The organism is Flammeovirga kamogawensis, from assembly GCF_018736065.1.
Lineage (GTDB): Bacteria > Bacteroidota > Bacteroidia > Cytophagales > Flammeovirgaceae > Flammeovirga > Flammeovirga kamogawensis.
This window is the reverse complement of record NZ_CP076128.1, coordinates 2,247,571-2,262,081: the sequence shown is the minus strand read 5'-3', so window position 1 is coordinate 2,262,081 and position 14,511 is coordinate 2,247,571. Positions and strand designations below refer to the sequence as shown.

Sequence of the window (14,511 nt, the reverse complement as noted above, 5' to 3'; positions counted from 1 at the left end):
TAATGGGAGAATATTATCATACAGAACAATCTGTTAAAGAGTATATCCAGATGGCAAAGGATGTAAATAGTGAAAATTTAATCAGACTGTTTGAAAATGTGCTTAAAAAAGGAGATGCAGTTTTAGAAATTGGTTCTGGTCCAGGTACTGATTGGAGTATTTTAAATGTATCTTTTAAAACAATTGGTTCTGATTTTTCGAAAGAGTTTCTTCATCATTTAAAGGAAAAATTCCCTGAAGGTGAGTTTTTAGAATTAGATGCCATTACATTAAAAACAGCAATAAATTTTGATGGAATATATGCCAACAAAGTATTACAACATCTGACAGATAAAGAAATCGAAATGTCTGTAGAAAGGCAGGCAGTACTTTTAAATGATGGAGGAGTAGTTTGTCACTCTTATTGGTATGGAGAAGGTGATGAAAACTTTAAAGGGATGTATGTGAACTATCAAGACGAAAAACGCTTATTAGAAATTTACACACCTTATTTTGAAGTTTTGAAATTAGAAAAATACAAAGAATTTGATAAAGATGATTCGATTGTAATCATTGGAAGAAAAAAATAAGAACATAAAAAAGCCTCTGATTTTATTATTAAATCAGAGGCAATCTATATAAATAACTTAGAACAGTTTAGACTTCATCATAAGCCCATTCAATACCTGATTTAGTATCTTTTACAACAACTCCCATCTCTTTTAATTGAGCACGAATTGCATCAACTTTATCGTAATCACGTGTATCTTTTGCTACACTGTAATCTTTTAAAATATAGTCTAAAGCAGTAAAAAACTGATCAGGTGTTTCTTCCTTTAATCCCAATACATCCTCAATAAAAGTGATATAGGTAGAGAGCATATCATTGAATGCTTTTTCTCCTAATTGTGCAGCAGGAATATTACCAGTATGTACAGCATTTATTTTCTTTAATAAGTTGAAAATACCTGCCATTGCAACTGCAGTATTGAAATCATCATTCATACCTCTATAAATAGAATTGATGATACTTTCAATATTCTTTTCTTGCTTCTGATTTACCGCTACATTTTCGTCTGCATCATACTGCATACTCTTCGCTAAACGTAAACCATTCATCACCTTACGGTAGCCTTTACGAGCAGCCTGAAGAGCTTCATTAGAAAAATCTATCGTACTTCTGTATTGAGCTTGCAAAACAAAGAAACGGATTGTCATAGGACTGTAAGCTTCTTCTAATAACTCGTGGTTTCCAGCAAATAACTCTTCTAGTGTAATAAAGTTACCCAATGATTTACCCATCTTCTGACCGTTGATGGTAATTAAATTATTGTGTAACCAATATTTTGCAGGAGCAACATGATTACATGCTTCAGATTGAGCAATTTCTGCTTCGTGATGAGGGAATTTTAAATCCATTCCACCACCATGTATATCAAATTGATTGCCTAAATATTTTGCAGACATTGCAGAACATTCAAGGTGCCATCCAGGAAAACCAACAGACCAAGGAGAATTCCAACGCATGATGTGTTGAGGTTCAGCCTTTTTCCATAAAGCAAAATCTACATGGTTTTTCTTATCACTTCCACCATCTAAATCACGTGTTCCCTCTAGCATATCTTCTAGTTTTCTACCAGAAAGAATACCATAAGGTTTGTCTTCGTTGTATTTAACTACATCAAAATACACCGACCCGTTAGATTCGTAACCATATCCAGCTTCAATAATCTTTTCGATCATTTCTATTTGCTCAATAATATGGCCAGTTGCACGAGGTTCAATACTTGGAGGAAGTACATTTAAAGCAGCCATATCTTTGTGGTATCTATCTGTATAGAATTGCACCACTTCCATAGGTTCGATTTGCTCTAATTTTGCTTTTTTCGCAATTTTATCTTCTCCTTCGTCTGCATCTCCAACTAAATGCCCAACATCTGTGATATTACGAACATAACGCACCTTAAAATCTTGGTGTTTTAAGTATCTAAAAATAACATCAAAAGTTATAGCAGGTCTAGAATGCCCTAAATGCGCATCGCCATAAACTGTAGGCCCACAAACGTACATTCCAACAAATGGAGGGTTGATAGGTTCAAAAAGCTCTTTCTTTCCAGAAAGTGTGTTATAAACTTTCAGTTGTTTTCTTAAATCTAGTTGCATGTTCGCAATATTTATATGGATTTTAGCGGAAAGCACAAAGATGCAAATATTCTCTGAGACAAATACAGAGAACTTCCTTCGACTTTTACCGATAAAAAAGAATTCAAAAATTGATTTTACAGGGGGTAATTATCCTTGCACAGAAGTTATGCAAGTTTTGATACTGAGTATCAACAACATCGTAATAAGATGATATATCTAGGGGCGATATGTAGGATGCTTTTCATAAATTACCTTGAATTATACTTCAAAAGTAAAAAAAATAATTGATTAGAAAATGAAAAAGGCATTATTTCAATGGAGTGGAGGTAAAGATTCTTCATTTGCGCTGTTTAAAGCAATAAAAGAATGGGAAGTTGTTGGTTTATTTACTTCACTTTCTGAAGAATACAAACGTATTAGTATGCATGGTGTGCAAGAAGCACTACTAGATAAACAAGCAAAGTCTATTAATTTACCTTTGTATAAAATGTATTTGGCAGAAGATGTTGGTATGGAAACATATGATAGAGAATTGGCAAATCATTTAAAACCTTTTGTTGATAAAGGAATTGAAGATTTAATTCTTGGGGATATCTTTTTAGAAGACTTAAGGAAATATAGAGAAGATAAAATGGCTGAAGTCGGCCTAAAATGTCAATTTCCACTTTGGGGAGGAAATACGTTACAATTGTATAAGGATTTTGTTAATGCAGGTTTTAAGGCTGTAACAGTTGCAGTTAACGATACAATGGGTGAGAAATTTATTGGAAGAGTTTTAGATATGGACTTTTTAAATGATTTACCTGAGGGAATTGACCCCTGTGGTGAAAATGGTGAATTCCATACTTTTGTGTTTGATGGTCCAATTTTTAATCAACCAATAGACTTTAAGATTGGTGATAAGATTATAAGAGAATATAATTACAAAGATGCAGAAGGGAATGAAATCAATTCAAAGTTTCATTTTTGTGATCTTCAACCTTAGATTAATGTTAACTGCGGAGATTTAGAACACGATAAATCCGATATGTGACGCATGATAAACTCATGCAACCGTGTCGGTTTTTTATTGGCTATTTTTTCGTAGTTATTATTAATATTCGTTTTACTTTTACTGAAGCTTTCAGCAAAATGAAAAATAAGTAATTTGTTTATTTCACTAGATGTTAACCCTTTCTCTTTTAGAGATTTAATAAATAATTTTGTGTTTGGTTGGATCTCTATATCTCTTGATAAAACGGCTGTTAGTTTTGCACAAACTTCCATAAAATCTTTATTTTCATCCCCTGTTAGTTCCATTGTAGAGTTTTCATAATTGGTCATATCATGAAGAATTTTGGTAATTACATAACCAACATTTCTTGCGTCTATCCAATTAATTTTACTGCTATACCCTGGAATAGCAACACACTGATTGCTTTTAATATCATCTAAGAAAAAAGTAGTTAAGTTTTGCATAAAATAAGAAGGAGCAACAATTGTATATTTTAACCCACTTTTTTTTATTAAACTCTCTACCTTATTGTGAGGAACAAAAAAACTAAAATTTGATTTTTTAATTGAACAAAATATAATCTCCTTTACATGTTCTTTTTTACAGACATCTAGAAAAGTAATAAAAGTATTCTTTACAGATTTAATTGCACGAGGAAAAACTAAAAAAACAGTATCAATATTTTTTAAAGCACTTGAAAAAGTATTCACATCATTTAAATCAAGATAACGGTATTCGTGTTTTTCTGCACTACTCTCTTGTCTTCCACCTTCAATAATTTGGTGAGAATAGTCTCTAGAAAGGTAACGCATTACTTCTTGACCAATAATACTTTTTGCACCAGTAATTAATATGTTTTTTTCTTTTTTTTGCATCAATACAACTTGAATTCAATTATGAATTGTAAAACTAAATATTGATACGGAGCATCACATTATATATTAACTCATATAAACAGGTTGTTAATGTTTTTTCAGTAAACATATTTAAATGTGAAAAATGAAAATTTATTACATGGTATTTATTGTAGGTTTATAGTATTATTTAAAGAATTGAATACTGTAAATAACTATATTCCATAGAATAAGGCATTATTTGGTCTTTATCGGTTATGATTAAACCTTACTTATGTTTTGACAAAATAAAAGCGACTCCTATTAAATAGAAGTCGCTAATTTTATAAAACCGTATGCTATATTTTATTTCAAAGCATCTAGTAAGATTTCAACAGGGTGAAGTGCTTCTCGCTCTGTTCCATCTTTAATTTGATGTCTACAGCTTGTACCTGCTGCTGCAATAATTACATCACTTGGTTGTTTTCGAATTGTTGGGAATAATACTAATTCTCCAACATCCATAGAAACTTTATAGTGTTCTTTTTCATATCCAAACGAACCTGCCATACCGCAACATCCCGAAGGAATAATTTGAACTTTATAGTTCTTAGGTAAACCTAACATTTGCTTACCTGTAACTTGAGTACCCGTAGCTTTTTGTTGGCAGTGAGTATGAAGTTTAATTAATTTTTCCTCTTCAGTAAATTGATCAGAAGAAATATTTCCTGCTTTCACTTCTCTTGCAATAAACTCATCAATCATTAGAGCATTATCAGCTAGATTACGAGCATCCTCTTTTTGGTGGGCGTGTACCAGATCAGGATATTCATCTCTAAATGCCATGATTGTAGATGGTTCAATACCAATAAGAGGAGTTTCTTCGCTGATATAATCTTTTAGCATATCTACATTAGTACATGCTAAATCTTTTGCTTCTTTTACAAATCCTTTAGAAAGGAAAGTTCTTCCACTTTCTACGTGAGGTTTCCAAAGTACTTCGTAGCCTAAAGCTTCTAATAACTCAATAGTTTTTAAGCCAAGAGGTGTATCATTGAAGTTGGTAAATTCATCGCAGAAGATATATACTGTACCTTTTTGAGCAGCTTTTGGAGTTCTTTTCTTTAACCAACTTTTGAAAGTGTGCTTATGAATTTTAGGAACATCTCTTTCTTGTGCAAACCCTGTAATTGATTTAAAAATACTACCAGTTAATGGATTACTAATAGCAAAATTAAATAATGAAGGTGTTGCTGCTGCTATTTGCGTTAAACGAGGGAAATAAGCAATCATTTTAGCTCTCATTGGTGCCCCGTTTGCTTCGTAATATTGTTGAAGGAACTCTGCCTTAAGTTTTGCAATATCTACATTTGATGGACATTCAGATTTACACCCTTTACAAGAAAGGCAAAGGTCCATCACTTCATAAATTTCTTTATGATTAAAATTATTGATCTTGTAAGGAGCACGTAAATATTCCCTTAATATATTTGCTCTTGCACGAGTAGTGTTTTTCTCGTTACGTGTAGCCATATAACTAGGGCACATTGTACCACCAGTCACTTCGGTTTTTCTACACGCACCAGCACCATTACAAAACTCAGCTGCTCTTAATACGCCATGTGCATCGCTAAAGTCAAAAGTTGTTTTAATATCTGGAGTTTCTATACCAGGCATAAAACGTAAACTTTCGTTCATTGGCGGTGTATCAACAATCTTATTAGGGTTGAATATATTTTTACTATCCCAAGAACGTTTCACCTGTTCAACAAGTTTAAAGTTCTTCGTTCCAATCATAGATTCAATAAATTCTCCACGTAAACGTCCGTCACCATGCTCACCACTTAAAGAACCATTAAATTTCTTTACAAGTTTAGCAATGTCCTCTGCAATTGTTTTGAACATTTTATTGCCCTCTTCTGTCTTTAAATCAAGAATTGGACGTAAGTGAAGTTCTCCAGATCCTGCATGTGCATAATGTACACATGTAAGGTTCCTTTGTTTTAGAATTTCGTTAAACTCTGCAATGTATTCGGGTAAATCCTCTACATCTACTGCAGTATCTTCAATTACAGGTGCTGCTTTTGGATCACCAGGTACATTAGATAGTAAACCAAGACCCGCTTTTCGCAAATCCCAAACACGTTTTACATCTCCACCTTCTACTAGTTTGTAGAAGTTACCCATTCCTTGTGCCTTGTAAGCATCTTCTAGCTCTTTAGCAACTTTACGCATTTCTTCTTCAGAATCACGAGCAATTTCTGTGACTAATACAGCTGCAGGGTCTCCGTTTAAGAAAAATCTATTTTGACGGTGTTCAATACTATTTTTTGTACAATCAAGGATATATTTATCCATTAATTCTACAGCAGTAGGATCAAACTTTAAAGATACTAAATTGGCTTTTAATGCAGCATCAATAGAATCAAATTGAGCACATAAAACACCTTTAAATTGGGGTGGAGTAGGGTTACAATGTAATTTAATTTCAGTCATAAAGATTAAAGTACCTTCAGAACCTGCAATTAATTCACAGAAGTTAAATGGTTTACCATTTGGGTTAAATGGCTGCATTAATGCAAGAAGATCAATAGCATATCCAGTATTTCTTCTTGGAATAGAAGGTTTAGGAAACTCTTTAGCAATTTCTTTTCTTACTTCTTCTGGTAAAAGCATTTCTTTTACCTCTTTATAAAGTTGCCCCTCTAAAGTGTTCAGCTTTGTTTTTTCTTCAAATTCTTCTGGAGTAACATCTTTAAAAGTCACTTCAGAACCATCACTTAAAAAACCTTTTATTTCTAATAAATGATCTCTAGTAGACCCATATTGTACAGAGTTAGAACCGCATGAGTTGTTACCAACCATACCACCAACCATTGCTCTATTAGCAGTTGATGTTTCGGGTCCAAAAAACAACCCTTCACTAGCAATGTGTTTATTAAGTTCGTCACGAACAACACCAGGTTGAACTCTGACCCAACTTTCTTCTTTATTAACTTCTAATATTTTTGTGAATGTGCGAGAAACATCGACAACAATACCATTTCCTACAACCTGTCCTGCTAAAGATGTACCAGCAGTTCTTGGTATTAGAGATGTATTGTGCTTATCTGCAAATTCTATAAGTGTCTTTAAATCGCTATCATTTTTAGGAAAAGCGACAGCAAGGGGAAGCTCTCTATATGCAGAAGCATCTGTAGAATAAAGAGTACGCATTACATCATCATAATGTAAAGTTCCTTGAAGTTGGCTATCTAATCTCTGTAGATATCTTTTGTCAATGTTTAATTTAGCCGTCATAATTTCCAATTAAAAACGTGATAAGTTAATGTTAGTAGTGTTTACGATCTAGATTTGATTAGCCTATGTGAATTACAAATATACTATTAATGTATGAATAAGACAGTTGTAAGAAAGTATATTTTATTTTAGTAAAAGAAATAGTACAATTAAAATATTTGGCATCATTTTTTCATTTTTTATACTTACATTAAAATTATGGATCAACTATTACGTTGTATTTATAGTTATAGTAAGTGTATGACGCTTTATTACAAGCCTTTTTGATTATTTTATTTATGCTATCATTTTTTAAAATAGTGCTGAAAATCAGTGTATTAATTACCCTATGGGTTTTTTCTACAAGTGTTTCTTATGCACAATATTATGATGATGAAGAACTACTTGAAGATCCTCTAGTTAAACCACGTATTTGGTCGCAATTAAAGCAAAACCCCACTGATGAATATTTGTGGAGTAGATATTTTGGAAAAGACCTTTTTGATATTACTCCAGATGAATATCAGCTTTATGAAATTCTTAAAAATGATTTAATGAATCAAGATCAAGGATATCAGCAAGAATTAGAACAGGCCAAAATAGAAAGAAAAATTGCCCAACAAGCATATACAAAAAATGACTATGCTGTTTGGACAGAAAATATTAGTTTAAACTTTGGACAAATAGAAGTGTACTTTACAGAGAAATTTAGTGCTATGGGAAGTGAATATGTTCCATATCATGAATTATACCCCGAAGAAGAGTATAACTTAACCAAATGGGTGGATGAACATGAAGCTCGTTTAGAGGAGTTGGAAGAAATTAATATGATAAATAACGGTGACTATTAAATTAGTTGAAAGTGCCAGAAGCACTTCAATTTTATATATGATAACTACCTTTACAATCTATCTTTAATGCTTTTTAGCGATAATTTTCTTTTGATTGAAAAAAAGAGATAATTGACGTAATTACCTCCATTCAACTACATTTCCCCTGTCTCTTGTGAGTAATTCTTTTGGTACACATTCTTGAATAGTTTTTGATAAAGCATCAATTAAGCTTGCTTTGGCAAAATTTCTTGCGTGTACAATACTTACTTCCCTCATTGGTCTTTCTTCTGTAAATGTTCTAATATGTTCTTGAGCGTCTTCAGAAAGTTCATCAACAGCCAACTCAGGTAATAAGGTAAAACCACCTTCTTTGTCAACTAAACGGATTAATGTTTCTAAGGAACCGCTTTCATAAGAGATTGGTAAATTAGAATTCATCTTATTTTTACTTTGGTAAGAACATAGATTTATCATTTGATCTCTAAAACAATGACCAGCACTCAAAAGCCAGATATCAGGAGAGGTTAAATCTGCTAAACTTACCTCAAGTTGTTTCTCAAATTTATATTCTGGGTTGGTATAAACTAAGATTTCCTCATAAAATAATGGACGTTCAGTAATCCCTTTTTCATTAATTGGAGTTACTAATAGCCCTACATCAATAAGATCTTTATGTAAATGCTGAATAATTTCTTCAGTTTGTAACTCCTTAACTGTTAATTGTAAATTAGGGTATTTTTTAGAAATGCTACCAGCAAAAAGAGGAAGTAAATAAGGTGCTAAAGTAGGAATTATACCCACCTTCAATTCACCATTAATTTCACCTTTATGTTGTAATATTATATCATTTACTTTTTTTGCTTCTGATAATATTACCTTACCCTGTTCAATAATTTTCTTCCCAATTTCTGTAGGGATAATTGGTTGTTTACCTCTATCAAAAATCACCACATCAAGAATATCCTCTAACTTTTTAATTTGCATACTTAATGTAGGCTGAGTTACATTACATTTTTCTGCAGCAATAGAAAAGTTTTGATACTGATCTACTGCAACGATATATTCAAGTTGTGTTATTGTCATAATTTTTTATTCAATTGATAATCAAAAATACCAACTAATTAATTCGAATTAAAAACAATTTATATTATTTGAAGTTTATTGATTGAAGAAAAGTTAAAGAATGTATTATCTTGAGTGATAATTTTTATTAATTGCTGTTTAAACATCGTTTGTTCATAATGATCGTAAAGTATTTTAGAATGTTTATAGATAATAAATATACTATTGTAACTTTGTGATACTCTTTGGTACGAGTTTTTCAGTGTAACACCCTAATTTACGGCGCTTACCATTATTTAATGAAAGTAACAGTATCAAGAAAAGCACATTTTAATGCGGCTCATCGTCTACATAACTCAGCATTGTCTCCAGAAGAGAATACAAAGATATTTGGAAAGTGTAATAACCCGTATTATCATGGACACAATTATGATCTCTATGTAAAAGTTACAGGAGAGATTGATCCAATCACTGGATATGTTATAGATATGAAAATCCTTAAGGATATCATGAAAGAACATGTATTAGATAGATTGGATCATAAAAATTTAAACGAAGAGGTTGATGAGTTCAAAGGCCTAAACCCAACTGCAGAAAATATCTGCGTGGTAATATGGCAGATCTTGAGAGATCAATTGGAAAGTAAGTTTGACCTAAAAGTTATTTTATATGAAACAGAACGAAACTTCGTGGAATACCCTTCAATCTAAGGTTGTCCATCAATCTAATGGAGTGAAGGTTCATATTGAAGAAGATATAGATGAAATAGGTGATAATCATGTAGGAACATCTTACGATACGCCTATGAGAGAGGGAGCCTTTGATCTTTCTGATGACGAGAAAGTTGAAAAGATTTCAGGTCACTTTAAAGAAATAATGGATATTTTAGGCTTAGATCTTAATGATGATAGCTTGAAAGGAACTCCGAAAAGAGTTGCCAAAATGTATGTGAAGGAAATTTTTAGTGGTTTAAACCCTGAAAATAGGCCTGATATCAAACTTTTTGATAATAAATATAAGTATGATGAAATGCTTATTGAGAAGAACATTCATTTCTACTCAAATTGCGAACATCATTTTGTGCCAATTATTGGAATGGCTCATGTAGCTTATATTTCTAATGGACAAGTTATTGGTCTCTCTAAAATCAATAGAATTGTTCAGCATTATGCCAAGCGCCCTCAGGTTCAAGAACGTTTAACAGTGCAAATTGCAGAAGATTTAAAGAAAACCTTAGGTACTGAAGATGTTGCTGTTCTTATTGATGCAAAACACTTGTGTGTATCTATGCGAGGCATTGAAGATACCTACAGTGCAACAGTAACTTCTCACTTTAGTGGTAAATTTAAAGAAGAAGCTACTAGAAAGGAATTCTTAAGTTTGGTGCCGAAATCATCAGATTAGTAAAAAATATATCAGTAGTTTAAGGAGGTTGTTTCAGTTTTGAGACAACCTCTTTTCTTTTTAATCAAATCCTGTTAATTTGTATAGTACTTCAATTTAACATTGAAGTATATTTTTAAGCTTACTATTTAGTTCTTGACTTCAACACCTCTTTATAAAAGAATCTATTAAAAATGATGAAACAATTTCTATTACTTATCTCCCTTTTTCTTTTCACACATTTTGCTACTGCTCAAGTGCATTTTGGTATAGGTGGAGGTGGTTCTGCTGGCGTTGGTGATATATCTCCATTTTCGAGTGCTGGATATAGTGCTTATGTTGAATTGAGCTATGATTTTAACGAAAACATGGTTGCTGTTTTAAGTGGTCAGGTAAATGGCTTTGTAGCACTTCCATTAGATGTTTCTTTGGCTCAAGCTTGGTATCAAATTCCAGTTATGGCTGTAGGACGTTATTATATTTTACCAAAAGATGGTGAATCAATGTTTAAACCATATGTACAAGGTGGTATTGGTGGAGTAAAATCATATTATTTAAAAGCTGATCCTCTTAACCCTGGTGGAGACCCACAAGTAATTGATGATTTCTGGAGTTTTGGATATAAAGTAGGTGTAGGCGTCGGTTTGTCAATTTTTAATCTACAATTAAATTACCTTAATGCAGGTAAATACCAAGAATATACGCTCGGTTCAATGGATATGACTCTTGGGCTTTTATTTTAAAAAACCTTCTCAATCATGAAAAACCTTATATTATCAATCTTTTTTTTATTCTCATTTTCATTAATATCTAATGCTCAAGTTCGCTTCGGTTTAGGTGGCGGGTTATCATCTGGAACAGGAGATTTAAGTGAATACTCTGATGTTGGTTTTAACATATATGCTGAGATTGGAGCAGGAATAACAGATCATTCTGAAGTTACTATACTCGGACAAATAGATTTAATGGCTAGTGGTAACGATGCATTAGCAGAAGCCTGGCTTTTAATGCCAGTAATGCTGCAGTACCGTTACTATATTCTTACAGGTACTCTAAAACCTTATGCAGGTGTGGGTTTAGGAGGAGTTAGAGTTTACAATAGTACAGTTATTAATTCGGTCTCATCGGATCCTTTAGTTGATGAGTGGAATTTTGGTTATAAGATTGCAGCCGGATTAAAATTTGCAATTTTAAATCTTCAATTTAGTTATATTGGAGCTGGTCAAGTTGGTTTTGAGCAACTAGGAATTCCGAAAAGTGATAAGTCTATGGGTTCTTTTGATATATCTTTAGGGCTATTATTTTAGAATTACGAGACAAGACAAATAAAAAAGGCTGATTTCCAATAAAGAAATCAGCCTTTTTTATTTTTTTGAAGTTGATTATTAATGTTTAATTATCAACTCTTTATTATATGCAGGTTTACCGTTTATTTTAACAAGTAAAACATAAATACCTTCGTTTAAATGACTAACATTAAATTCAGCTTTGCCATTATCAAACTCTTCTTTGTTCTCTAAAGAAATCATTTTTCCAGATTCCGCTTGTACTAATTCATAAGTTGCTTTATCTCCTTGTATAAGGTTTAAAACAACATTAAAATTACTATCTGCAGGATCTGGATAAACACTAATTACATGAGATGAAGCTTCATTTTTAAGATGTACTTCTTTTATCCAAGATTCAGATTTACCATCTAGATCATATTCGGTTAGTCTATAATAAACTGTTGCAGAAGTATTATGCCCCATATCTGTTATCTCATATTCTAATTCTTCTTCTGAATTACCTGCAGCTTCAATATTTTCTTCTATGACCTCAAAATTTCTACCATCCGCTGATTTTTCAACCGTGAAACTTTTAGTGTTTATTTCTTGAGCTGTAACCCAAGAAGCAATAACAGCATTTCCATCAATTACCACATTAAATGATGATAATTCTATAGGTAAATTAGTGGCAGCTAATGAATTAGGGAAATGTTGTAGAATAAGATCTTTTACATGAGATGGAATTTGATCAATATTATTTTTAGTCATGGCTGTAGTGTGTCCACCATAACCACCACCGCCACCAAAGAATTCTTGAGCCATTCCATTCATGTGAAGGTTTGGACCTACATAATTATGAGTTCCAGGATGCCCTTCAATTTTATTTGTTCCAGTGACATGACCATGTCGTCCTGCATATGTTCCGGCAGCATTAACTCTTTCTCCTAAAATAGATAAACTAGCATGTAACCCTGCTGTGTAGTTAACTGCATTATTTATTGCAACATTTTTTTCAACTACAATATCTCCATTATTTCGAATATAGATATATCTTGGATTAAAGCTAGGAGGGCCATGTCTTGCAATCGTAGTTACATAGCCATTTAGTTTAACAGAACCTTTTACAATTAAAACTCCTCCTGGATCTACAGTAATACTTTCTCCTCTATTTACAGTAAGGTCTCCATTTATAATTTTTGTTTCTCCACGTCTTATATGTAGACTAGTAGCAAATAGGTTACTACTGAATAGAAATCCGAAAAATAATAATATATATATTTTCGTAGTATTCATAAAAATAAGTTAAGTAGTTAAAATCGTAGTGTAATATGTGAAATTATATCAAAAATTACATCTATTTATTAAAACGTATCGTAAAGTGATCCGTTGAAGTTGTTTAAAGTTATTAAAATTAATCCTCCTCTAAAATAATAGCTTGGCTGTTCTTTATATTCCCTCTACTATTAGTGGCATGTATAATCACATTACCAGAATAGACCAGAAGGTCTTTCATTTTTACTTTAAGAATATAAGTTCCGGCTGGGTAGTGATGAATATCAAATAATGCTTGGTTTTCTTCAAACTCAGGCATGATATCCCAAACAGACTCATTTTCTGTATGATGTAGTTTTATATCAAAGTCTTTAAATGATTCTCCTTCTAAATCAAGAGCCAGTTTATAATTTGTAGGGTTAGGATTGATTTTTACTAACCCATATTCTTCTTTGTCATTTTCGTTGGCTTTTAAATGACGACACCAAATATATTCTTCACCTGACTGCTGAATTGTTCTTAGTCTGTAAAAAGTATCTTTGGTTTCAGTAAATGCAACATCTTTATGATCATAAGGTACTACTTCATGAGAGTTTCCACTTGCTTGTACTTTTCCAATTTCTTCAAAATCAATTCCATCGTGCGATTTCTCTATTACAAAGTGACTTAAATCTCTTTCTATTGATGTTTCCCAATAAGCAAACGCATGTCCATTTTCAATTTCAATATCAAAGAAATCTACAATTGTTGGTAGCTTTAAATGATAGGCAGTTACAAGATTGCAAAACAATTTATTGCCTGAACAACCAGAGGTCGTAATCTTTCTAACATCACCGAGTATATTATCTTGATATCTATTTTTTACTACAGTTTCACTTTGTACATGAATTTCAGCTTCATCACCAATCTGTAATTGTCCATTTTTATCTAAAAAGTGAATAGTTAGATATGTTGTAGATATATGTCCATTTATAGTGGCAGCATAATCTTCTATTTTAATAGTGAGTTCATGTGCATCTATAGCACCAATTTGATCAACTGTAAATTCTGCTTCTGTACATTGAATTGTCGCTTCTTGTACTGTTAACTGACCTTCTACTACTAAAGTACTTTTAGGGCCAATAGTTAGTGAGTTGGTAATAAAAAGATTGCCTCTATTTGTAATCACTAACTCACCACCATGAGAAACATCAATAGCACCTACTATTTGTTTGTCATGTTTTAAATTGAAATCAATAATAAATGATTTATTTTTTACTATTATAAGTGTTTCTTCATTCGGAACCATTTTAGGCGACCAATTATTAGGGTTTTCCCATTGATCTATAGATGTAAAACGTTCCATTTGTGGTTTAATGTTGATAAAACTTTCTCCATCCACAGCAAAAGTGATTAAAGGAAATAAGCCAAGAAGAAACGATAGAAGGGTTAATTTGTACATAGTTATCATTTACGTATTAAAG

13 protein-coding genes are annotated in these 14,511 nt (G+C 32.1%); 7 read left to right on the top strand and 6 right to left on the bottom strand.

All coding sequences use genetic code 11. The annotated features are described in order from the left end of the window. Positions 1-2 precede the first annotated feature (2 nt). Positions 3-569, top strand: a complete 567-nt coding sequence (locus tag KM029_RS08970) for a class I SAM-dependent methyltransferase (protein WP_144072963.1) — start codon at positions 3-5, stop codon at positions 567-569. A gap of 67 nt (positions 570-636) precedes the next feature. Here the strand turns inward: KM029_RS08970 and cysS are convergent, their stop codons facing one another. Continuing rightward, positions 637-2,142, bottom strand: coding sequence for a cysteine--tRNA ligase (gene cysS / locus KM029_RS08965; protein ID WP_144072962.1), 1,506 nt, complete (start codon positions 2,140-2,142; stop codon positions 637-639). A gap of 277 nt (positions 2,143-2,419) precedes the next feature. On the opposite strand from cysS, the gene KM029_RS08960 reads away from it, so the two are divergent. Next, the gene (locus KM029_RS08960; protein ID WP_144072961.1) at positions 2,420-3,109 is read left to right on the top strand and encodes a Dph6-related ATP pyrophosphatase; all 690 of its coding nucleotides are present in this window, start codon (positions 2,420-2,422) and stop codon (positions 3,107-3,109) included. Here KM029_RS08960 and KM029_RS08955 read toward each other — a convergent pair. Beyond that, the gene (locus KM029_RS08955; protein ID WP_144072960.1) at positions 3,106-3,993 is read right to left on the bottom strand and encodes an NmrA family NAD(P)-binding protein; all 888 of its coding nucleotides are present in this window, start codon (positions 3,991-3,993) and stop codon (positions 3,106-3,108) included. The genes KM029_RS08960 and KM029_RS08955 overlap by 4 nt on opposite strands. Before the next feature lie 324 nt (positions 3,994-4,317). Beyond that, a complete protein-coding gene (locus KM029_RS08950; protein ID WP_144072959.1) occupies positions 4,318-7,251 on the bottom strand; it encodes an FAD-binding and (Fe-S)-binding domain-containing protein in 2,934 nt (977 codons plus the stop codon). Between the two features lie 278 nt (positions 7,252-7,529). On the opposite strand from KM029_RS08950, the gene KM029_RS08945 reads away from it, so the two are divergent. Continuing rightward, on the top strand, positions 7,530-8,081 hold the full coding sequence (locus tag KM029_RS08945) for a hypothetical protein (protein WP_144072958.1): 552 nt from the start codon (positions 7,530-7,532) through the stop codon (positions 8,079-8,081). 120 nt (positions 8,082-8,201) lie between these two features. On the opposite strand, the gene KM029_RS08940 is transcribed toward KM029_RS08945, so the two are convergent. Beyond that, complete coding sequence (locus KM029_RS08940; RefSeq protein WP_144072957.1) at positions 8,202-9,146, bottom strand: hydrogen peroxide-inducible genes activator; 945 nt, start codon at positions 9,144-9,146, stop codon at positions 8,202-8,204. 278 nt (positions 9,147-9,424) lie between these two features. On the opposite strand from KM029_RS08940, the gene KM029_RS08935 reads away from it, so the two are divergent. From KM029_RS08935 to KM029_RS08920, 4 genes are all read left to right on the top strand, one after another. Next, complete coding sequence (locus KM029_RS08935; RefSeq protein ID WP_144072956.1) at positions 9,425-9,835, top strand: 6-pyruvoyl trahydropterin synthase family protein; 411 nt, start codon at positions 9,425-9,427, stop codon at positions 9,833-9,835. Then, positions 9,795-10,529: a GTP cyclohydrolase I FolE gene (folE, locus tag KM029_RS08930; protein ID WP_144072955.1), complete on the top strand. Its 735-nt coding sequence runs from the start codon at positions 9,795-9,797 to the stop codon at positions 10,527-10,529. Before KM029_RS08935 ends, folE begins: the two co-directional genes overlap by 41 nt. 173 nt (positions 10,530-10,702) lie before the next feature. Continuing rightward, positions 10,703-11,251, top strand: a complete 549-nt coding sequence (locus KM029_RS08925; protein ID WP_144072954.1) for a hypothetical protein — start codon at positions 10,703-10,705, stop codon at positions 11,249-11,251. Positions 11,252-11,266: 15 nt separating this feature from the next. Continuing rightward, positions 11,267-11,815 carry an outer membrane protein gene (locus tag KM029_RS08920; RefSeq protein WP_144072953.1) on the top strand — a complete coding sequence of 183 codons (549 nt, stop codon included), beginning with the start codon at positions 11,267-11,269 and terminating at the stop codon, positions 11,813-11,815. Between the two features lie 78 nt (positions 11,816-11,893). Here KM029_RS08920 and KM029_RS08915 read toward each other — a convergent pair whose 3' ends face one another. After that, complete coding sequence (locus tag KM029_RS08915; RefSeq protein ID WP_144072952.1) at positions 11,894-13,069, bottom strand: T9SS type A sorting domain-containing protein; 1,176 nt, start codon at positions 13,067-13,069, stop codon at positions 11,894-11,896. Between the two features lie 118 nt (positions 13,070-13,187). Next, positions 13,188-14,489 carry a hypothetical protein gene (locus tag KM029_RS08910; RefSeq protein WP_144072951.1) on the bottom strand — a complete coding sequence of 434 codons (1,302 nt, stop codon included), beginning with the start codon at positions 14,487-14,489 and terminating at the stop codon, positions 13,188-13,190. Between the last annotated feature and the right edge of the window lie 22 nt (positions 14,490-14,511).